We start from the raw sequence: 21,550 nt of genomic DNA, 5'->3' as shown, positions 1-21,550 counted from the left end.
TGGAGTTATCACATGGCGAGCAGCCGCCCCCTTACGAATGTCCAGCAACGCGATATCGATTCGATCCTGCATCCCTATACGCCCCTCCACAAGCTGAAGGATCAAGGACCGCTGGTCATGGGTCATGCCAAGGGGGTCTATATCTATGACACGCAGGGCAAGGAATATATCGAGGGCATGGCCGGCCTGTGGTGTGCCGGGCTCGGCTTCGGCGACGAGGAAATGATCGAGGCCGCAACCGAACAGTTGCGCACCCTGCCCTACTACCATCTTTTCGGCGGCAAGGGCATGGAACCGGCCATCGAGCTGGCGGAAAAGCTCAAGGAAATCGCGCCTGTGCCGATTTCCAAGGTTTTCTACACATCGTCAGGCTCGGAAGCCAATGACACCCAGGTCAAGCTCGCCTGGTACTATAACAATGCGCTGGGACGACCGAAGAAGAAAAAGATCATCTCGCGGGTCAAGGCCTATCACGGTGTGACCATCATGGCGGCGTCGCTGACCGGCCTGCCCTACAATCACAAGGGCTGGGATTTGCCGGTCGAAGGCATCCTGCACACGGACTGCCCGCATTATTACCGTTTTGGTCAGGCGGGCGAGAGCGAGGCCGAGTTTGTGGCACGTCTTGCCGATTCCCTGCGCGATATGATCGAGCGCGAAGGCCCCGATACGATCGCTGCCTTCATCGCCGAGCCGGTCATGGGCGCGGGCGGCGTGCTGGTGCCGCCATCGGGCTATTTTGCCGCCATCGAGCCAATCCTGCGTGAGCACGATATCCTGATTATCGCCGATGAAGTCATCAATGGCTTTGGCCGTACCGGTCATTGGTGGGGCAGCCAGAGCGTCGGCATGACGCCAACGACAATTTCCGCCGCCAAACAGCTGACATCCGCCTATGCGCCGCTCGGCGCTGTGCTGGTTCCGGAAGATATCTATCAGGCCTATGTCGACCACAGCGCCCAGATCGGCACATTCGGTCATGGCTTCACCTATGGCGGCCATCCGCTTGGCTGTGCGCTCGGGGTGAAGGCCATCGAGATTTATCAGCGCCGCAACATTGTCGATTACGTCCGCAGCCTGACACCGACCTTCGAGGCACGCCTGAAGAAGGTCATTGATCACCCGCTGGTGGGCGAAGTGCGCAATTCCGGCCTGATGGGCGCGGTTGAACTGGTGGCGGACAAGGCGACCAAGCGCTCATTCGATCCAAAGCATGGTGTCGGCGCCCAGTTGGCGCGTTTCCTCGAAGGCCATGGCGCAATCCTGCGCGCTATCGGCGATTCCATCGCCTTCTGCCCGCCGATGATCATCACCGAAGCTGAACTCAACGAACTGTTCAACCGCTTCGAACTGGCCTTGGCAGATACAGAAGAGCTGGTATCGAAGAACAATCTGCGCGCCGTGAATTAAGCGAACAGACAATCCGGGGCGGTTTTCGCCGCCCCGGATTGAATATTAGCGCGCCTTCAGGAAATCGCCGACTTCAAGCAGCACGAATTCATTGTCATCGGCCTTATCAACGGCGCGGCCAGCGGAGAATGGCAGGTTGTTGTCGTTGCCAACGATGATATGGGTGGCATCAACCACGTCGACATTCTCGATGGTCACGAACGGCATATCGTAAAAACCCTCGCCGCCGCCCTGACGCTTCTTGTTGTCCGGATCGGTAATGTTCAGCAGATCGATATAGCCAATCTTGCGCACGGCAGCGCCAACGTTCTGGTCGGTCATCTCAATCTTGTAGATCCGCTTGACCTTGGAAGGCACATCAAAGCAATCGGGCTTCGGTGTCTTCGGATCGGCGCAGGCTTTTGCAGCCGTACCGGCACCATTGTCGCGCTCGATCACCAGCGCCGTAGTCGCGTCGATCATGTTGAAATCGCCGATGGCCTCGCCGCCTTGCGCCAGCGGATAAAGCCAGCTGCGGCCGGTCCAGCTCTTTGATGCGACATCGAATTCGATGATGCGCAGCACAGGCTGCCCGTCAACCTTCTCCACAACGCCATCCTCACCGAACAGCGGACCTTCAAGCAGACCATAGAGCTTGCTGCCATCTTTCGATTGCGCCAGGCCTTCGAAACCGCCGGAACGTTTCAGGTTGAAGGCCGGGTTCTTCAATGTCGGGTTGGCTGGCAGTGTGATCGCCGGATTGTCGGGCGAACGAACCGCACGCTCGCCAACTTTGGTGGCGATGACATCAGTGACCTTGCCGTCGCGTGTCACCTTGACAAGATAAGGTCCGAATTCCTCGCCGATCCAGAAACCATCGGCAACCGGCTGGATCGATTCCACATCGAGATCGCTGCCGGTGAGATAGCGCGTATCGCTGCCTTCCATGACAATCGGGAACGGTATTTTCTTGTCAGGGTCGCGCAGGAACACGGTTTCCTTGCGGTTAACCGTGCCCTTCTCCCAATCGAAAGCAATGTGATGCAGCATTAGCATGGCATCGGGTGAGTTCAGTTTCGTGCCGAAACCATTGTCGGACAGTGACCAGTACGTGCCATCGCCAACCGCCTTAATACCGGAAAAGCCCTGTACCGGCTGGCCATCGAAAGGCAGGCTCAGCCCTGTCAGCCGCACGCCATCCTTGCCGGGGACCGTCCCCAAACCTTCCGCGCGCTTGCGGTCGGCAGTGGTGAACTTGCCGGCTGTCTTCAGGTGTTCCGGCGCATTGTCGGGCGCCTTGATGATCGTGTTGGCAGGCAGAATGGCGTGGGAGACGAGTTTGGCCTTGAATTCCCGATCTGCAGCAAAAGCTGAAGCGGGAATGAGAAACGTAACGCAAAGAAGCGTGGCAAATATGGGTCGCATGGAGATCACCGGCGGTTTCGAGTTCGTGGATCGAGCCTGCAGGATTAGGTGCTGTGCATCTCTGCCGTTTGACTGTTCCATGAAGTTTTAGTGACGCCGCCGAATTGCTCAGCTTACAATTTCTGTGCGAAGACCCTGAAACGCATCCTGCAAAGCTATTGTGCGTGGTTCGACAGGCTCACCATGAGGGAGAGTGTGGATTGCACTGACAATCACGAACATTGCAGACCAGAGATCCCTGCAGTCAGCTCTCCCCCTCATGGTGAGCCTGTCGAACCACGCACAATAGGCATGCAATCCACAAACCCTTCACGGCAGCGGTAAAGCCGGACCAGTATAGCGGGCGCGCGACCCAATCAGACCTGCCCGCGATTATCGCCATGCTCGCCGATGATCCATTGGGCAATCAGCGCGAGATTGTCGCTGATCCGGTCGATGGACGTTATCTTTCCGCTTATGCAGCGATCGAAGCTGATCCGAACCAGTTGCTGATCGTGGCCGATGAAAACAACGGCGTTGTCGGCTGCGCCCAGATCACTTTCATACCCGGCCTCTCCCGCACCGGAATGTGGCGCGGACAGATCGAAAGCGTGCGCATTGCCGCAAGCCATCGTGGTTCCGGTCTTGGCCGCCATATGGTCGAATGGGCCATTGAGGCCTGCCGCGAGCGCGGTTGCGGACTGGTACAACTGACCACCGACAAGACCCGTCCCGATGCAACGCGCTTTTATGAAGCGCTGGGTTTCACCGCCAGCCATACCGGTATGAAGTTGCCGCTATAGGTGTTGAACCGGATGAAGATGATCCTGCACAGCTATTGTGCGTGGTTCGACAGGCTCACCATGAGGGAGAATGTGGATTGCACTGACAATCACGAAGATTGCAGACTAGAGATCCCTGCAGTCAGCTCTCTCCCTCATGGTGAGCCTGTCGAACCACGCACAATAGGTATGCAATCCACAAACCCTTTACGGCAGCGGTAAAGCCGGACCAGTATAGCGGGCGCGGGGACGGATCAGCTGTCCGTCAGACTGCTGCTCCAGAATATGGGCGATCCAGCCAATGCAACGGGCCAATGCAAACAGAATGAAGGGTGCTGACGGCGGCAGGCCGAATGCATCCGCCAATGCCGTCACGGCAAAATCGACATTGGGCTGCTCCCCGGTCAGCATTTCCACCGACTCGCGTATCTCCTGATAGACTTTGCCCGGCGTGAACTGGCTCAGCAGCGTGACTGCACGCAAATCGCCCGCAGGATAAAGCTGGTGGCCAAACGCCGGTATGCTGCGGCCCTGTGCCAGAAGTTCGCGCACGGCGAAGCCCGCGCTTGTCGCTTCAGCCGCCCGCACAAGGGACCACGCGCCAAGATAGGCACCGCCATGCAGCGGGCCGGTCAGCGTGGCCAGCCCGGCAAGAAGACTGGCCGCAAGTGGCGCTCCGGTTGAGGCGGCCACCCGCGCGGCGAAGGTTGAGGCATTGAGCTCATGATCAGCCAGCATGACCAGTGCCCGCCGGATGATGTCTTCGGCCTGCGGCGCATTCCACACCCGTGCCAGCCGTTCGTGCACCGCTGCGCCTTCGCGCGCGCCGGGGCCGAGCATCGCAGAGGTAACATCGTTGAAAAGACCAGCGGCTTCCCGCGCCAGGACCGCGCGGGAGCGGCCATATGCCGGTAAATCCACGCCCGCCCGCCGTGCCAGCAGCAGCAATACTGCCTCTAGCGGCTGTTCCGGCGCAAGGGCGGCTTCATCAGCGTTCCGCGCGTGATAGACCAGATCGATCTGCCCGGCGTCCCACAACAGTGCGGCAACCTGCTCGAGCGTGGCCGTGGCGGAAAGCGCCGCTGCATCCATGCCGCGATACCACAGACGCCCATCGGCAATAGTGGAAATGCTCGACGGCAGAACCGGATCACCCCAGCCGATAGCCTCTGCTGCCACACTGGCGACGGTGCGCCGTCCCGCCTTGCGCCCGGCCAGCCGTTTGACATCCTCGCTCTTGTACAGACTGCGGCGCGGATCTTTCGGATCGGGCTTTGCCTGAATCCGACCCCGGCTGACATTGGCATAGAGTGTTTGCGGCTGAACGCCGAGAGCCGCCAGTGCCTGTGATGCGGTGAGCCAGGTCATGCATTCCTTACATTGATCATTTACATCAAGATTGACGTCAATCATAGCGCACACCATTTTCCAATCAAAATAGAAAATGGAGAAAGCCATGAAAAACGGTCTTGATGATGTTGTCGCCACGGAAACCATGCTGTCGGATGTTGACGGGCTTGGAGGCATATTGATCATTCGCGGCCATTCGCTGGATGAACTGGCGGGCATTGTGACCTATGAGGAATTGCTGGCGCTGCTGCTCGCAGATGCCTTTGAAGACAAGCTCGACGCGGGCACACTGCGCCGCGAAATCAGCCTTGCCCGCCAGGATGTGTTTCGCGCCCTGCCCGATGCTGGTGCGCCGCTGTTGCGCCTGCCGGTTACCGACGCAGTGCGGGCGCTGACCGCGCAGTTTGAGGATGGCGATGACCTTGCCACTGCCCTGCGCCTGATTGCGGCTCCCGCTGTGTTCACTCCGGCGGTCATTCGGCTGAAGCAGGGCAAAGCCGCCGTCGCGCCTGACCCGGCGCTCGGACATGCCGCCGATATTCTGCACATGCTGCATGACCGCAGCATTTCCGCCGGAGAAGCGGCGGCGCTTGATACCTATCTCGTCACCGTCAGCGACCATGGCATGAATGCCTCTACTTTTGCCGCACGCGTCGTGGCCTCCACCCATGCCGGGCTGGTCTCCTCCGTGCTGGCGGCATTCGGGGCATTGAAGGGCCCGCTGCATGGCGGCGCACCGGGACCGGTGCTCGATATGCTCGATGCCATTGGCACACCGGAAAATGCCGAAAGCTGGCTGGAAAAGGCGCTGGATAATGGCGAGCGGCTGATGGGTTTTGGTCACCGCATCTACCGGGTGCGTGATCCGCGTGCCGACGCGCTGATGCAGGCGTTGCGACGGCTGGCAGGAAGCGGCGATCATGGCGCGGGCCGTTTCAAACTGGCGGAGAGCGTTGAAGCGGCGGCCTTGCGCATCCTCGCCCGGCGCAAACCGGACCGGCCACTCAAGACCAATGTCGAGTTCTATACCGCCCTGCTTCTGGAAACGCTCGGCTTTCCCCGCGAAAGCTTCACCAGCGTGTTTGCCATGGGACGTGTGGGCGGCTGGATCGCCCACGCGCGCGAACAGACCCAGCATGGCCGCCTGATCCGCCCGCAATCACGCTATACCGGACCGCGTCCGATCAAGGCAGCGTAAGCGTTCAAACAACCAACGGCGTCTGCAGTGATGGCAGACGCCGTTAGGCACCAATTGGCGGATTGTGGTTTTCGAACTGTAATTTTGAAATACCTCCCGGTCACCTCTTGTGTTAATCGTCTTCTTGGGAAGACTATTAAACGTGAGTGAAATAGATCAGGGGAGGAACTATTTGTGTCAGTGAAGCGACGGACTATTCTTGGCTTGGCGATCGGCTCGATGATCGCATCAATATTACCGGCAAAAGCAGCGGAAACATTTCCGGAGCGGACCATCACGCTGGTGGTGCCTTTCGCCGCTGGCGGTTCGACCGATCTCGTTGCCCGTCTGGTGGCAGCAAACATGGCAGCCAGTCTTGGCCATCAGGTTATCGTCGAGAATGTTGGCGGAGCGGGCGGCAATCTGGGTGCTGCGCAGGTCGCCCGGGCCGATCCGGATGGCTACACGATCCTCATGGGAACGGTTGCCACCCACGCGCTCAATCCGCTGATGCTGAAAACCAAGCCCTATGATCCGGTCAAGGATTTTGCGCCGGTTTCGCTTCTGGTTCTCGTCCCGAATGTGCTGGTGATCAACCCGCAATTGCCCGTCAACAATGTCAAGGAACTTGTGCAACTGCTCAAGGACAATCCTGAGAAATATTCCTATGCCTCGTCCGGCAACGGCACGCCGCTGCATCTGTCCGGCGAGCTGTTCAAAAGCATGGCAGGCGTCAAACTGGAACACATCCCGTATAAGGGTGCGGGTCCGGCTTTGAATGATCTGATCGGCAATCAGGTCTCGATCATGTTCGACAATCTGCCGTCCTCATCCGCGCATATCAAGGCCGGAACGCTGAAAGCGTTGGGCGTGACGACAAAGGATCGCGCGCCGTCCTTCCCGGATGTGCCGACGGTTGCCGAGACAGTGCCGGGTTATGAAACCTATACGTGGAATGCACTGTTCGCTCCAGCCGGAACACCGCCGGAAGTTGTGTCAAGCCTCAACAAGGCAGCCAATGCGGCGCTGGCCAATCCATCCGTCGTTGCGAAGATGAAAGACTTCAGCGCTACGATTGTTGCCTCAACCCCGGACGAGCTCGCTACACATGTGAAGGCCGAAATCGCGAAATGGGAGCCGATCGTGAAAAGCACGGGTGTGACGCTGGACTAAACAAAGCGCTCGAAATTCTGTGCAGCGTGATCGTTATTTGCGCTGCACAGTCAAACCTGTGTAAGCGAGGTCTTACCTATCAGCGTGGTTTTGCTGGTCTGCACTCTCGTCGAACCACTCGGTCAGAAATGTCAGGGAGATAATGCCTATGGGCTTGCTCTGGGCATCGCGCATGCTGATCGAAGCAATGCCGCGGCCCATCTCCGGTATCTCGTCGCGGGCAATATCGAGGAGAATACGCGAAGCGGCATCGACGGCTTGCTCGCGAGTATCGAACTCCAGCCCGTCCTCATCGACAAACCGCCCGTCGCCATTGTTCAAATCAAAATAATATCGACCCATTGGTTTCCTCGCCTTCTGGAACAGAAAGCCTGATCGCGGATTTAGTTCCTTGGAGACCGGATTTTCATCCGTTGACGAAACACCCCGGGAGATTTGTTTTGATCGAGTCATTGCTGTTAAATCTGGAGAGCCACGACGTTGTTTCGGAGGCCGAAAAAGCACTGCTCAGATCAATGGTGAAGCAGGAGAAGCGTTTCGCAGCGGGCGAGGATCTGGTTTCCGAAGGCAGCCGTCCGGGACACAGCACACTGCTGCTTGACGGGTTTGCCGCCCGTTACAAACTGGTGGATGATGGCCGCAGACAAATCACCTCGCTTCACATATCGGGCGACTTTGTCGATCTGCATGCATTTCCGCTGAAGCTCATGGATCACGGCATCGTTGCCTTGACACCCTGTCATGTTGCGCTGGTCAAATACAGCGACCTCAAACACATCACCGAGACCTCGCCCCATCTCACGCGGCTGTTCTGGCTCGATACGCTCATCGACGGGGCCATTCACCGCGAGTGGATCGTGGCGATGGGCCGAAAGAGCAAAAAGGCACATATCGCGCATCTGATATGCGAGCTTTACGTGCGTCTTCACGTGGTCCGGCGCACCAAGGGGCAGAGTTTTGATTTTCCTCTGACGCAAGCCGAACTCGCCGATGTTATCGGCATTTCACTGGTGCATGTGAACAAGACGATCCAGTCCTTGCGCAAGGAAAACCTTCTTACATGGACCAACCACACGATCACAATCCTCGACTGGGACCGCCTGATGGAATTTGCCGAATTTGACCTGATGTATCTCAATTTATCAGTCGAACCACGCTAAAGCATTTTTGAATTCTGTGCTGCCTTGGCGCTCGCAGTTTCATATATTTTGGGAACGATAGGAAAAGCTGCGTGTTGTTGAACCACTGAAAACAACAGGGAGCACTACCATGAAAACACTAGCAGAGCTTTTCGAACATACGCTCAAAGATGTCTATTACGCTGAAAACGCAATCGTAAAGGCGTTGCCGAAAGTATCCGGCGCAGTCAAAAATGCGGAATTCAAGAAGGCTTTGGATCATCACCTTGAAGAAACCAAGGGCCAGATCAAAATCCTCGACAAGGTTTTCAAGACAATCAACGTCAAGCCTGCCGGTGAAAAATGCGACGCCACGGAAGGGCTCCTCAAAGAGACCGATGGCATTGTGGCAGATGCGTCCGGCGTTGCGCTGGAAGCCGGCGCTCTGGCTGCCTGTCAGGCCGTCGAGCACTACGAAATCGCCCGGTATGGATCCCTGCGCGAATGGGCCAAGGTTCTCGGAAACGAGCAAGCTCACGTCCTGCTCAGTGAAATTCTCGATCAGGAAAAGGCAGCCAACAACAAGCTGACCAATTTGGCTGTGACATCGATCAATAAATAACCCCGACGGGTGTCGTGCTGGCGATTGGCGGCTCAATGCTGTCCATCGCCCCACTGCCCCACGATATCGCGGCTACAAGACATTCAATGCATTCATAATCAACGCCTAGCTAGCTCATCTATGCTATGTCGTATGCGGGCGTTTTAATCCAGACTAGGTTTTTCCATTGCTGCATTGTTGAAATGCGCTGCTGAAGGTCCGTCCATCATACCGGTACGGCGTGCAAGGGAGCCCCTGGATATGACGATGTCATATTTCCCCATTGTCGGATTTGCGCTGTTTTTCGCCACTGTTGTTCAGGCTGAGCCCCTCGGGCCGCCGAGTGTGACGACAACGGTGGAAATTTCACCTGGCAAGGAGAGTGATTTCTGGACACAGATTGTAGTAACGCCCGTGGGGCCACAGCCTAGTTTAAATCAATTGCTCAACCAGTTAAACCAGACCATTCGCCTCGATCCGACAAATCCAAATGCATATAAGAGCCGTGGCATTGTCCATTTTCAGATGAATGACCTTGATCATGCGCTTGCGGATTTTAGTGAAGCGATCCGGCTGAAGCCTAATTATCCGGACGCGCAAAACAATCGGGGAATGACCTATCTCCAGAAGGGCATGTTCGACCAGGCAATCACAGATTTCGATAGCGCAATCAAAAACAATCCGCGCTTTCTGGAGGCTTATAATGGCCGCGGGATAGCACTCTCCCGCACAGGTAAACTTGACCGGGCAATTGCTGATTTTGACGCAGCAAGCAAACTTGCTCCCAAAGATTCTTCGAGTTACGGCAACCGCGCTACCGCACGCTTCCTGTTGGGCGACTTGAAGGGTGCAATTGCAGATTATGACGAAGCCATCGGCCTTGAACCCGATTATGCGGATTCATATCATGGGCGCGGCAGAACGTATGCTCAGAAGGGAGAGTTCGACCTCGCAATTGCCGACTTCAATCGAACAATCCGTCTCAATCCGCAAGATGCCAAAAGCTATATAAGCCGTGGGACAGCTTACCTGCAGAAGAGACAACTGAACCGGGCGATCACAGATTTCAACAAGGGGATTGGTCTCAATCCCAAAAGCACGCAAGGGTACAATGGACGCGGAGCAACCTATTTAAAACTCGACAAGCCCGATTTAGCGATAAAGGATTTTAATGAGGCGCTGAAGCTGGATGCCAATAATATCGGGGCGCTTAACAATCGCGGCTACGCCTATCTCAGTAGAAAAGATTTCAAGGCTGCAATGACAGATTTCTCCGAAGCTGTTCGTATCGATCCCCAATATGCGCAGGCCTATAACAGCCGTGGAACCCTGAAGTCACAGACGGAACAATTTGATCAGGCAATTGCTGATCTGGACATGGCGATCAAACTTAAACCTGCCTTTGCAGAGGCCTATCAAAATCGCGGGATAATTTACCTTCGGAAAGCAGATTTCGAGAAGGCCTTCAATGATCTGGGAAGTTCGATACGATATAATCCCAACTATGCTCCGTATCTCGGAAAACGCAGCACCACCGGCAATTCCGACGACGCAGCCCCAATTGAACTTGCCGAGTTAGAAAGACTGATCAAGCGTGCGCCCAAAACTCCGGCTCTCTACTACACACGGGCGATGATCTACGGTCAGAAAGGTAATATCGCTCAAACGATCAAGGACCTTAACCGGGCGCTCGCCCTCGATCCTGGCTATGCGGACGCTAAGAGCGTTCTTATCGCCGTCAGCCATGCACCACGTTAATATTGGGCAGATAGTGGCTCACCGGTTGGCTTGAACGACTTGGCCCTCACATAGGCAAGTTGCATATCCGTAGTTTGGGTCGCATTCGGTTTCAAAACAGGCAATTCATGAACAGGAAGGCTGGCCGATCGGCTGGAATGTCCAGGCAATGGCTGGATTCATATAATGGACAACGTAAACGGCCTTGGATTTGGGAGGCACAGTAAAACTCTCCCACAGCTCTCTCGACTGCCGCCCCCCGACAGTTACCGTTTATAGCACGCTGCACGAATAGTTCCTGTCTTCATAATTGGTAGCATCGACCCAGAATCCAGACTCGTTGGAATTCCATGTAGCAAAGACATATGCACCCGCACCGGAAGGCGCAAGCACCAGCAACAATGCGAGAAGAGCGGCCGTTTTTCTCACGTCAACCTCCATTAGCCCCCATATTATTATATGGGAACTGGCGGTGATTGACGCGCCGTCTGGTGCACTAGTGAAAATCAGGATGCCCTAATTCTTCAGGCTTTTGCACTACTACTCAATGCAGCGGTTTTGTCCGGAATCCCGGAATTGCACCGTTCACCACGAACGCACCACGGCCGCTGGGATGAAACTGTTTGATGACGATCTGCACAGTCGAACCGTCTTTCAGTTCGAGCGCAACATCAGAACTGGTGAAGGCATCATAGAGGACATCATGGGTGGTTTCGATATGGCCGCTGGCGCTCAAGGTGCTGCCAATCTTGTCCACCTCGATACGATATCCAACATCGCCATGCGGATCGCCATCAATGATGATCTCCGCATGGCCGCGTCTTTCGCCAATCGTTGCCATGTTTTACCTCGAATGAATTTGGGTTGAGGCAGTGAACCGTGTCTGTAATCAGAAAGCAAGCGGAGCCTTGTCGCAGAGGGACTGAATTGCGGTGCCGGGCCATGGCATTCACCGCTGACCGCTATTCACCTGCCGGTGGCCGAACTGCACCTTGATACCTCGGCGTCTTGCTGCAATGATCCACCTCTATGCGCTGGGCAGCCGCTGCGGGGAGGCAGCGGGCGGCAATCCAAAAAGGGCCGTTCAGGAGTTGAGGCAGCGATAAATGGGGGGGATAGCATGAGCGACGGAAAACAGGCCGCCAATGCATGGAGAGTGCTTTGCCTGCTCTTTCTTGCCAATCTTTTCAACTTTTTCGACCGCGCCATTCCCGCCATTTTGAGTGAACCGATCCGGCACGAATGGGGTCTGACTGATTTTCAGCTTGGTCTTGTCGCAGCCGCCTTCACCGTTGTCTATGCGCTGGCCGGGCTGCCGCTCGGACGGCTTGCCGATACGGGATCGCGCCGGAAAATCATGGGTTGGGGCCTTGTGGTCTGGAGCATCTTTACCGGACTCAACGGCATGGCATGGAATTTTGCCTCCTACCTCGCCGTGCGTGTCGGCGTCGGCATCGGTGAAGCAGCTTACGCCCCCGCCGCCAGCGCCCTGATCGGTGATATGTTCCCCTCCAACCGGCGCTCCCGCGCGCTGGGACTGTTCATGCTCGGTCTGCCGCTCGGTTTGATCCTAGCCTTCTTTACGACAGGCGCCATGGTCCGGGCTTTTGACAGCTGGCGGGCACCCTTCTTCATCGCCATGGTGCCGGGGCTCGTCCTTGCCACCTTCATCTTCTTCATCAAGGAACCGGCACGCGGTGCGGCGGAAGAAAGCCGGGTCGAGCAGACGCCAGTCAGTCAGCCCGTGCGCAAGGTCCTCAGCATCCCCACCATGTGGTGGCTGATCGTTGCGGGCATTGCTGCCAATTTTGCCGCTTATTCCACCAACACGTTCATGGTACCAGTGCTGCAGCGCTATTTTGGCCTGCCACTGGAACAGGCTGCCATCACCACCGGCGTGATTGTCGGCGTTACTGGCCTCATCGGGCTGACGCTGGGCGGCTGGGTTGCCGACAAGATGCACCAGCGTTCGGAGCGCGGGCGCCTGCTGTTCGGTGCATTCGGTCTGGCCGTTGCCGCCCTTGCTACCGGCCACGCGCTGACACTTGGCGGCACTGAAATCGCGCTGTTTACGGCGGTGTTCAGCTTTGGCTGGCTCTTGCAGTACAACTATTACACGTGTGTCTACCCGGCCATTCAGGACGTTGTCGAACCGCGCCTGCGGGCAACGGCGGTCGCGTTGTTCTTTGCCGCCCTCTACCTGCTTGGCGGGGCGTTCGGTCCCATCGTGGTGGGATTGCTGTCAGACCATTTTTCCACCAGCGCCATGCTGGCAACAGGTGCCAGCGAAATGACGGAAGAGTTCAAGGCTGCTGGCTTGCACAGCGCCATGTTCCTCATCCCCGTCTCGCTGCTGATCACGGCCGTCGCCATGCTATTCGCCGCGCGCACCTTCAGTACGGATGCCAAAGCCATGCGTGACGGGATGGTGCTGCGGGCGGCGGAAGCGCGCTGACCGCCTGACCGGTACCATCAAATGTTCGTGTTGAGGGCTGCAAATGCCAGCAGAAAATGGCCATTGGTGGTACTCTATTTCACAGACTCAAGTGCACCGGTTTTGGTTCGTCAAAAGGAGCAACTGGGATTATGACACAGGTCTTCAATCGCGTTTCTCTCGCCCTCGCCATCAGCCTCTTCACCACACCTTACGCAATGGCCGGGCCTCTCAACACCATGGAAGATGTGGGCAAGGCGATTCAGTCATGCTGGAGCGCGCCGCAAGGCGTGCAGAAATCATCCGTCACCCTGCGGTTCAGCTTCAAGCGCGACGGATCGCTGCTCGGCCAACCAAGAGCAGCCGCGATCTCCATTCAGGGCAATGATCAGGCGCGCAAGTCATTTGTCGATGCCGCCATGGCCGCCGTCACGCACTGTACTCCGCTCAGCCTGTCACCGGCGCTGGCACAGGGCATAGGCGGCCAGATATTCACCATGCAGTTTGCTTCGCCCGAAACATGCGGCAGCAACTGCACCGCAAAAACTGCCCTGCAGCCGGATTGACCATCCCGGGAAATCCCCCGGCCTGTCCGAGAGAACTCGGAAAGGCCGGGAGAGATCGTGCGACCCTTGCTTAACCGCAGAGGGCAAAGGTTTTTGGATTTTGTTCGGTTGCCATGGCGTTCTCGTTGAATATGACTGGTATCTCGCCGCTGTAATCCAGATCGGACAATTTGCGGTCCAGCTTCCAGCCATCAACCCGGATTGCTGCTGTGTTCAGCGGCTTTCCTTCTTCGTGCGGAACTTCAATGCTGATCTGCGTTGAAGCTCCGGGCAAAAGATTAAGATAATTGTTGCTGAAGAAGGCAGGCAGGATGCGCTTCTTCGTTGTCCTGTCGAACAGCTGAAGATGAACCATCAGGGCGATGGACTTGCCGGTGTTTTCGATCCTGGCGCTGATCGTCGTCATCGTTTTGCCCTTCTCGGCAACTTTTGCCGACACGGCAATCGACGCTGCCTCCATCGTATCGAGTTTGGTATAGTCAGCATCCTTCCGGTTCTTCTGGAACCAGTAGAAATTTTCACACAGCATGCCGCCCTTGCTGTCAGAGACTTTCAGCGACACAAAACAGACCTCGGATACAGCTGCATCAACCTTCGAACCAATATTGACGAGGTTCTTGAATGAAGCGGGCGCAACATCGGAAAAATTCTGCGTGGTCCGGCTGCTCATTGTGCCGTTCAACTCGTAAATGCCGATATCGACGCTACCGCTGAGCTTGGTTGCCGTATGGTTTGCCAGAACAAGATCAAGGCTGCGCGCACTCATGACAATGTGGACCGGCTCACATGCATGCTTGACCGCAAAGAAGCTGGAATGCTGCTCCAGATCATGGCTGTACATCTGCCAGACAAAGCTCGGTTGTGCCGGGTTTGACATCCACATCACCACGCCGGTTGTCGGATCTGGCACCTCAGCGGAAACCGGTCCAATCATGGCCGCCACATAGGATTCATAGATGGCGCGGATGCATTCGTAATTCGCCAATTGCGATTTGCGAATGAAATCGGCGAGGTTGGCAATAGGCCCATACCGCCCGGCGGTCAGTTGGATATAGCCGCTTCCGCCGCCATTGCCGCCATTGGCATTGATATCCCTGTCCGCCCAATAGTCATCGGGGCACTCCCAGCTGCTTTCGGGAAGCATCGACTGGACAAATTCGAGTGTCGGGATTGAATATGATCCGATTTCATTGCGGAAAGGCACCGCAGACTGCCCTCGCCCGTCACTGAAATGATAGAGCGGTGTTCTCCAATGATATGGTCCACCGGAAGAATATCCCCTGTACATCGGGTCGCCGGCTGAGCTTTCAAGCATCACCCGGGCAGGGTCCAATTCCCGGACCAGCTTGGCAACGCCATCAACGAGTTCCTGCGGCGGTTTCTGCTCATTACCGCCGCACCAAAGCAATATGGAAGGATGATTGCGGTAATGGGTGATCGTATCGCGCACATTATCGAGATAGCGCGGCACGTTCTGCGGACTGCCGCCTTCGGACGAATAGAAGAAATCGTTCCAGACCAATATGCCATATTCATCGCACGCGGCGTAAAAGTCTTCGCCCGTGCTTTGACCCACCCAGTTGCGGATGAGATTGAGATTGGCATCCCGGTGCAGCCGAACCTGATCAAAGATGCGTTGGCGCGGGATGCGCTTCAGCGCCTCGTCCAGCCCCCAATTGCCGCCCATGATCAGTATCGGCAGGTTGTTGACCGTGATGGCCAATTCCTGAGCGCCATTTCTTGTGCGGGTATATTCGATGCGCCTTACGCCGATTTTCAGGGTCCGCATGTCGGAGACCACACCACCCGCATGAACAGTAAGCGACACATTGTAGAGATAGGGATCGCCGGACCCATTGGGCCACCACAATTTGGGCTGGAGCAGTTTCAGTTGCGGGATTTCATTGGAGGTGAACGTGACCACCTTGCTCTGTCCAGCCGGTATCTGAACCTGATGCTGAAATTCAATCGTATCGATCTGACCTGTAATCAGCCCTATCTGGTCGTCCGGCGACCGGTTGTCCAGCATAAGGTCAAATGTCAGCTCCGCAACACTCAAATCCTGCGACAGCACACTCTGAATGCGCAAGTCCTGGACGCGCAGCGCACCGGTCGTGAAAAATGCGACGGGCCGCCATATGCCCATATCGCGATCCGGGATGGTTGGCAGCCAATCCCAACCCGATGTGCAAACGAAGGTCGGGCCGTTATTGAGCGTAATGCCGGTTGGTCCGCCATTGCGATATCCACGTGTCACGCCGCTGTTATAATCGGGTTTCAGCACGCCTTCGACATAATCGAGCTTATCGATCCTGACGGCCAGATAGGCCTTGTTGCCGGTTGATTGCGCAACGATATCGGTAACGTCGAAATAGCCGTGCTTGAAAGCGCCCTCGATCTTGCCGACGGATTTGCCATTCAGCCATATTGTGCCGATATAATTTACCCCGTCAAACCGCAGCCAGAAGCGCTGGCCGGGCTTCAATACCGGCGTGTCCAGCTCGGTACGGTACCAGTAGGACGTATGGCAAAGCGTATCGGGGATCGTATCGGTGACAATATGTGCATAAAAGGGGTCCGGATAGGCGCCATTGTTGATCAGGCTGGTGAGCACGGTACCCGGCACCGTCGCCTTTGACATCGTGGCGGGAGCGGATGCACTGGCCAGACTTTCTCCGGTGATCCCCGGAATTACCGCCACGTCCTGAAATGTCCACGTCCCGGTTAACTCGGTCATGCCATAGAGGCTTTTTTCCATAACTGGAACCTCTGGCAGCACAACCGGCAATGCTGGCTCTGTTCCGCCGGGAGTCTGCCCGGGTGTATCGAATGTGGATTTTGACGGCGGGGCTTTGTTGTCGTCTTTGCATGCTGTCAGCACGCCGCCCGCCATGACAGAAGCGCTTTGCAAAAGAAATCGTCGGCGATTGGTCAGTCCCATGAAATATCCCTCCCATTCATTGACTGGCCGGAGGATTTTGGATGCTATTTTCCGCTGATCGAACAGCTTCAGCCTTGAGCGCTGCGTCGCAGCAGGCAAATAATCCGTCCAAGGCATTGCGGCCAAAATATTCCGGACCGTGATTGAAATATTGCCGTACCGCCTCCTCGCGGCTTGGCCTCCTCAACGGTCGCTAAAATCGATTTAATTATGACGCGACGAAAATTTAATAGACCCGAAATACCCGTTCGAAAAATGAGTTTAAGTCATTGGAGTCATAGCCCGAGGGAATACGGTGCGATCCCCCTCACTCAGCGCCAACTAAATCATCGATAACCGGAACCATCCGGAATCCCAGGCGTTTGACTGCAGTGGCTGGGGTCCGGATCGAACCATGTTCCGGTGTGGTCTCTTTTTCTCTTCCTGAGAAATGCCACTTTGACAGGAGTTACCATGAACAGAATTATGTCTGCCGTCTATGCCGGTGTGCTCGGCGCAACACTTGGTCTCGGCGCCATTGTCCCGTCCTTCGCCATGCCGGTCGCCCAGACTGCCGTCAATGCCGGTTCAGCCGTTCAAACAGTGCAATATGAAGGCGAATACCGCCCGCGCTATAACCGGGACCGCCGCATAGACCGGGGTGACCGTTATGATCGCCGTGACCGGCGTGACCGCCGCGATCGTTTTGAAAGCCGCCGCGAGCGTGCGGGCAGTTGGAACGGCTATCGCGGCTACCGCGAGCACCGCCGGGGTTACCGCCGCCACAGTGACGGCTACTGGTATCCACTGGGTGCCTTTGGCGGCCGGATCATTCTGGGCAACTAGCTCGATTTGATATTTGCAATTGAAAAAGGCGGCCATTGGCCGCCTTTTCTCGTTCAATTTTGCAAAACTCACTGGCGCGTCAGTTCAACGCGGCGGTTCTTTGCCCGTCCGTCCTCACTATCGTTCGGAGCGACCGGTTCCTGCAAACCATGACCGCTTGGTTTCAGGCGTCCCGACGATATGGCATACGTCTTGACCAGATCATCAACAACTGCCGTCGCCCGGGCATCCGAGAGCTTCAGGTTGAAATCAGCGCCGCCGATATTATCGGTGTGCCCGACGACATTGAGTTTCTGCTCCGGCTGTTCCTTCAGGAATTTGGCGATCTCATCCAGCGATGGACGCGATTCCGGCTTGATTGTTGCCTTGTTGAAATCAAAATGGATGCCGTAAAGGTTGATTTTGCCTGAAGTATCGAGACCCTTGTTGATCTCGGACGCTGTCACGAGCACCATCTGGTCCTTCAACTGCCCGACCTGCAGGGAGTCGAGGCGAACATAGACCTGACCCTTGACCGGTTCCACCTGCGGTGCATAGCCGTCATTGTACTCGATGACGTAGAGCGCCAGATAAGTTTTGACACCGGCTTCTTCTTTGACAGCCGCCACGTAGCGTGCTTCGTCGGGACTATAGGCGAACAACTGACCTTGGCCGTTCGGACCCTTTTCCCCGAAAACGCTTTCAAGGTTATAGGCTTCCTCCTGCTTGGCCTGGAACAGCACGGTGTAACCCGCAGACTGCAGGTCGTTCATATAGTTGCGGAACACTTCGGCCGAAGAAGGTCCTGCCGGAACGGAATAGACATTCTGTGTCAGGCGGCCTTCCAGGGCTTCCTTACTGGCGAAGTCGGACTTGTCCGGCTCATCTTCGTTCTTGACCCACTTGCCCGTCGGCAATGTGTACTCGGCGAAGTTGCGCCCATCGCACAGTATGATGGAGGAACCCTCAAACCGCTTGATACCGGGAAAATCCTTGCAGCCCGCCTTGTCTGCCGCATGGGCAGAGGAAGTGGCGGATATGACCATAAGGACAATTGCTGCGAAGACTCCACTGAAGAGTTTCGATGTCATGCGTATCTCCAAAATGATGTGACGTTGAGACATTGCCAGCCTGAAATTCGCAGGCAGCCCATGCCAAGGATTGCTTTATAAAAAGCTAAAATGCATTCTGCAAGACACGAAACATATCCGGCTTTCACCGTATCATGATCAGATATCAAGCAACAAACCCCTCATTGATATGCCGATCCACAATTATTTCTGCCTACTGGCAGGAAAGCTGGCGTCCTGCAATACGTTGAAAAACACCAATAAAACGCAATAAAGAATTTTAGCCGGATGAACAGTTCGATACCGTTGCCTCCGGTTTGGTCTTTCTCAGAAAGCGGGCTCTAGCAAACGCTGGGGATCGCAGATACTGGCATATGACAGGTATGGCTAAATAAAACGGCCCGTTTCCGGGCCGCTTTTCATGAGATTTTTAGGGTCTGGATTGGCCCTCTAGGCTTTGGGTGCTGGCTTTTCCACGTGCCCGCCAAATTCGCTGCGCATGGCGGACAGCACCTTATTGGCGAAATCCGCATTGCCGCGCGAACTGAAGCGTTCCTGCAGGGCAGCGCTCAGCACCGGTGTCGGCACCGCTTCGTCGATGGCGGCAATCGCCGTCCAGCGGCCCTCACCCGAATCTGAGACGCGGCCCTGGAAATTCGATAGCGTCGGATCGTCGTGCAGCGCATCGGCAGTCAGATCGAGCAGCCATGAGCTGATGACGCTGCCACGCCGCCAGACTTCGGCAATCTGCGGCAGATCGAAACTGTATTGATAATGCTCCGGGTGCAGCAGCGGTGTGGTTTCCGCATCGACCTCGTGCGTGCGCAAGCCAATGTCCGCATTGCGCAGAATGTTCAGCCCTTCCGCATAGGCTGCCATCAGCCCGTATTCGATGCCATTATGCACCATCTTGACGAAATGCCCGGCACCATTGGCGCCGCAATGCAGATAACCCAGCTCCGACGTGCTCTTGCCTGCAACAGCAACAGGCTGCGCATTGACGTCATTGCCACCCGGCGCCAGCGAGGCAAAGATCGGCGACAGATGCTCGACGACAGGCTTCTCGCCGCCGATCATCAGGCAATAGCCGCGCTCCAGCCCGAACACGCCGCCACTGGTGCCGACATCGACATAATGCAGGCCCTTGGCCTTCAGTTCACCCGCCCGCCTTATGTCATCGTGATAATAGGAATTGCCGCCATCAATGATGATATCGCCTTCTTCCAGGAGAGGCACCAGCTGGGCAATAACCTTGTCGACAACAGCAGCAGGCAGCATCAGCCAGACGGCGCGCGGCTTGGCCAGCATCGATACAAATTCTTTCAGTACAACGGTTCCCGTCGCGCCCTGCTTCTGCAATTCCACCATGCTCTCGGCGCGGGTATCGTTCACCACCAGCGCGTGACCGCGCTTCATCAGGCGCTCCGCCATATTGGCGCCCATGCGCCCCAACCCAATCATGCCAAGCTGCATTTCATTCTCCTTGGAGTGTTTGCAATCGATATGGAATCCCTCAAGGGATTCTCCCGTGTGATCAATGGTCAACGGCAAGTTAGGCAGAGCGGCCCTCGTGCACAAGCGAGCGATGCGTCATAAGCGCGTGAATGAGCGGTTTTCGACCAAAACACACGCATAAAAAATCCGTGAAATCATTGATCCAGCATAGAAAATCGAAAAATTGCCGGGAATATGCTGTATAGCTGCCAGGAATGATTTTGGCACGTGATGACGCATAAAGGAGTACGAATGACAACCGGATGGATCAGGCTAGTTGTAGCATGGGCAACAGTGGGGGCATTCCTCGTGTTTGGATATGGCTGGATGGCCGATCTGGGCTCGGTGACGAAAGCCACACTTTTGTTTGTCTGGTTGTTCGGCGTCATCATCTGGGCCGCCTTCGGTGTGGTGCACGAGGCAGAGGAACTCGCGGAGATTCTCGGCGAACCACTCGGAACACTCATTCTCACCCTGTCCATTGTCATCATCGAAGTGGTGCTGATCAGCGCCGTCATGCTGAGTTCCGATGCACCGACGCTTGGCCGCGATACGATGTTCGCCGTGCTGATGATCGTGCTCAATGGTGTTGTCGGGCTTGGGCTGTTCATCGGCGGCATTCGCTACCGCCAGCAGGGCTATAATCTGCAAGGCGCAGCGGCTTATCTCATCGTCATCATTCCATTGACGGTCATCCCGCTTATTCTGCCGAATTTCACCACATCGACCACGAATGGTTCGCTGACCATGGTCCAGTCGATATTCTTCTCGGTGTTCACCATTGCGCTCTATGTCATATTCCTTGTGTTGCAGACCGGGCGGCACCGCAGCTTCTTCGTCTATCCCAAGGGCGACGAAACTCTGCCGGAAGTTGCACCCGAGGAGGAGCTGCCACGCAAAAAGCCGGCCAAGGGTGCCATTGGCCGCCACACATTGCTGCTGGTTTTGAATATCCTGCCGATCGTACTGCTGTCGAAAAGTCTGGCATCCCTGCTGGATCATGGCATTGCCAGCTTTGGCGCACCGACAGCGCTGGGTGGTCTGCTGATTGCAGCCATCGTCTTCACGCCGGAAGCCATCACCGCGCTGCGCGCTGTTTCCGGCAACGAGTTGCAGCGTGCGGTCAATCTTTGCCTTGGCGCGGCGACCTCGACCGTTGGCCTGACCGTACCCGCCGTGCTCGCCATCAGCCTGTTCACCGGACAGACAGCCATCCTTGGCCTGTCATCCACCGAAATGACGCTGCTGGCTGTAACCCTTATTCTCAGCACCCTAACCTTTTCCGGCCTGCGAACAACAGTGCTGGAAGGCGCGGTGCACCTGATGATCTTCTTCGTCTATATCGTGCTGATTTTCAGCCCTTGATTTGCAGCAGGTGTTGCTGGCGCTTGGCGCAGGGCGGCATGGCTTTCGGGCGGTTGTGACGCGTTGAGGAGTGCCAAAAGCCCCAGAAGGCACAACCACTTACCCTCCCCCTCCGTGGGGAGGGTGGGAGCGAATTCTTTAGCTC

At 56.2% G+C, this 21,550-nt stretch carries 19 protein-coding genes; 11 read left to right on the top strand and 8 right to left on the bottom strand.

Annotation, left to right across the window (positions count from 1 at the left end; translation table 11 throughout):
* The first annotated feature begins 12 nt into the window (after positions 1–12).
* Positions 13–1,410 (top strand): aminotransferase, encoded by a 1,398-nt coding sequence (locus HB779_RS10280; RefSeq protein ID WP_188345602.1) that lies wholly within the window; start codon positions 13–15, stop codon positions 1,408–1,410.
* Positions 1,411–1,455: 45 nt separating this feature from the next.
* Here the strand turns inward: HB779_RS10280 and HB779_RS10275 are convergent, their stop codons facing one another.
* The gene (locus tag HB779_RS10275) at positions 1,456–2,814 is read right to left on the bottom strand and encodes an esterase-like activity of phytase family protein (RefSeq protein ID WP_188345601.1); all 1,359 of its coding nucleotides are present in this window, start codon (positions 2,812–2,814) and stop codon (positions 1,456–1,458) included.
* Between the two features lie 380 nt (positions 2,815–3,194).
* On the opposite strand from HB779_RS10275, the gene HB779_RS10270 reads away from it, so the two are divergent.
* The gene (locus HB779_RS10270; protein ID WP_188345600.1) at positions 3,195–3,596 is read left to right on the top strand and encodes a GNAT family N-acetyltransferase; all 402 of its coding nucleotides are present in this window, start codon (positions 3,195–3,197) and stop codon (positions 3,594–3,596) included.
* A 186-nt stretch (positions 3,597–3,782) separates the two neighbouring features.
* Here HB779_RS10270 and HB779_RS10265 read toward each other — a convergent pair whose 3' ends face one another.
* Positions 3,783–4,943: a citrate synthase gene (locus HB779_RS10265; RefSeq protein ID WP_188345599.1), complete on the bottom strand. Its 1,161-nt coding sequence runs from the start codon at positions 4,941–4,943 to the stop codon at positions 3,783–3,785.
* Between the two features lie 88 nt (positions 4,944–5,031).
* Between HB779_RS10265 and HB779_RS10260 the strand changes: the two genes are divergently transcribed.
* Both HB779_RS10260 and HB779_RS10255 read left to right on the top strand, forming a co-directional pair.
* Complete coding sequence (locus HB779_RS10260; RefSeq protein ID WP_188345598.1) at positions 5,032–6,123, top strand: citrate synthase/methylcitrate synthase; 1,092 nt, start codon at positions 5,032–5,034, stop codon at positions 6,121–6,123.
* Between the two features lie 219 nt (positions 6,124–6,342).
* Positions 6,343–7,275, top strand: coding sequence for a tripartite tricarboxylate transporter substrate binding protein (locus HB779_RS10255; RefSeq protein WP_188345867.1), 933 nt, complete (start codon positions 6,343–6,345; stop codon positions 7,273–7,275).
* Between the two features lie 72 nt (positions 7,276–7,347).
* On the opposite strand, the gene HB779_RS10250 is transcribed toward HB779_RS10255, so the two are convergent.
* Positions 7,348–7,617 carry a hypothetical protein gene (locus tag HB779_RS10250; protein WP_188345597.1) on the bottom strand — a complete coding sequence of 90 codons (270 nt, stop codon included), beginning with the start codon at positions 7,615–7,617 and terminating at the stop codon, positions 7,348–7,350.
* A 98-nt stretch (positions 7,618–7,715) separates the two neighbouring features.
* Here HB779_RS10250 and HB779_RS10245 point away from each other — a divergent pair, with 98 nt between their 5' ends.
* The 3 genes from HB779_RS10245 (at position 7,716) to HB779_RS10235 (ending at position 10,752) form a co-directional block, all read left to right on the top strand.
* Entirely contained in the window at positions 7,716–8,435 is a 720-nt protein-coding gene (locus HB779_RS10245; protein ID WP_188345596.1) for a Crp/Fnr family transcriptional regulator, read from the top strand.
* A gap of 109 nt (positions 8,436–8,544) precedes the next feature.
* The gene (locus HB779_RS10240; RefSeq protein WP_188345595.1) at positions 8,545–9,015 is read left to right on the top strand and encodes a ferritin-like domain-containing protein; all 471 of its coding nucleotides are present in this window, start codon (positions 8,545–8,547) and stop codon (positions 9,013–9,015) included.
* A 240-nt stretch (positions 9,016–9,255) separates the two neighbouring features.
* Complete coding sequence (locus HB779_RS10235; protein ID WP_188345594.1) at positions 9,256–10,752, top strand: tetratricopeptide repeat protein; 1,497 nt, start codon at positions 9,256–9,258, stop codon at positions 10,750–10,752.
* 252 nt (positions 10,753–11,004) lie between these two features.
* On the opposite strand, the gene HB779_RS10230 is transcribed toward HB779_RS10235, so the two are convergent.
* Positions 11,005–11,160, bottom strand: coding sequence for a hypothetical protein (locus HB779_RS10230; protein ID WP_188345593.1), 156 nt, complete (start codon positions 11,158–11,160; stop codon positions 11,005–11,007).
* 115 nt (positions 11,161–11,275) lie between these two features.
* Positions 11,276–11,572 carry a hypothetical protein gene (locus tag HB779_RS10225; RefSeq protein WP_188345592.1) on the bottom strand — a complete coding sequence of 99 codons (297 nt, stop codon included), beginning with the start codon at positions 11,570–11,572 and terminating at the stop codon, positions 11,276–11,278.
* Between the two features lie 279 nt (positions 11,573–11,851).
* Here HB779_RS10225 and HB779_RS10220 point away from each other — a divergent pair, with 279 nt between their 5' ends.
* Entirely contained in the window at positions 11,852–13,186 is a 1,335-nt protein-coding gene (locus tag HB779_RS10220; protein ID WP_188345591.1) for an MFS transporter, read from the top strand.
* A 131-nt stretch (positions 13,187–13,317) separates the two neighbouring features.
* Positions 13,318–13,731, top strand: coding sequence for a hypothetical protein (locus HB779_RS10215; RefSeq protein ID WP_188345590.1), 414 nt, complete (start codon positions 13,318–13,320; stop codon positions 13,729–13,731).
* Positions 13,732–13,801: 70 nt separating this feature from the next.
* Here the strand turns inward: HB779_RS10215 and HB779_RS10210 are convergent, their stop codons facing one another.
* Positions 13,802–16,672 (bottom strand): glycoside hydrolase family 2 TIM barrel-domain containing protein, encoded by a 2,871-nt coding sequence (locus HB779_RS10210; protein WP_188345589.1) that lies wholly within the window; start codon positions 16,670–16,672, stop codon positions 13,802–13,804.
* Positions 16,673–17,125: 453 nt separating this feature from the next.
* On the opposite strand from HB779_RS10210, the gene HB779_RS10205 reads away from it, so the two are divergent.
* A complete protein-coding gene (locus HB779_RS10205; protein WP_188345588.1) occupies positions 17,126–17,497 on the top strand; it encodes a hypothetical protein in 372 nt (123 codons plus the stop codon).
* A 68-nt stretch (positions 17,498–17,565) separates the two neighbouring features.
* On the opposite strand, the gene HB779_RS10200 is transcribed toward HB779_RS10205, so the two are convergent.
* A complete protein-coding gene (locus HB779_RS10200; RefSeq protein WP_188345587.1) occupies positions 17,566–18,567 on the bottom strand; it encodes an OmpA family protein in 1,002 nt (333 codons plus the stop codon).
* A 429-nt stretch (positions 18,568–18,996) separates the two neighbouring features.
* Positions 18,997–20,019, bottom strand: coding sequence for a phosphogluconate dehydrogenase (NAD(+)-dependent, decarboxylating) (gene gnd / locus HB779_RS10195; protein WP_188345586.1), 1,023 nt, complete (start codon positions 20,017–20,019; stop codon positions 18,997–18,999).
* Positions 20,020–20,292: 273 nt separating this feature from the next.
* Here gnd and HB779_RS10190 point away from each other — a divergent pair, with 273 nt between their 5' ends.
* Positions 20,293–21,405: a calcium:proton antiporter gene (locus HB779_RS10190; RefSeq protein WP_188345585.1), complete on the top strand. Its 1,113-nt coding sequence runs from the start codon at positions 20,293–20,295 to the stop codon at positions 21,403–21,405.
* The last annotated feature ends 145 nt before the right edge of the window (positions 21,406–21,550 follow it).

Source organism: Phyllobacterium sp. 628 (assembly GCF_014189505.1).
Lineage (GTDB): Bacteria > Pseudomonadota > Alphaproteobacteria > Rhizobiales > Rhizobiaceae > Phyllobacterium.
This window is presented reverse-complemented; position numbering and strand designations above follow the sequence as displayed.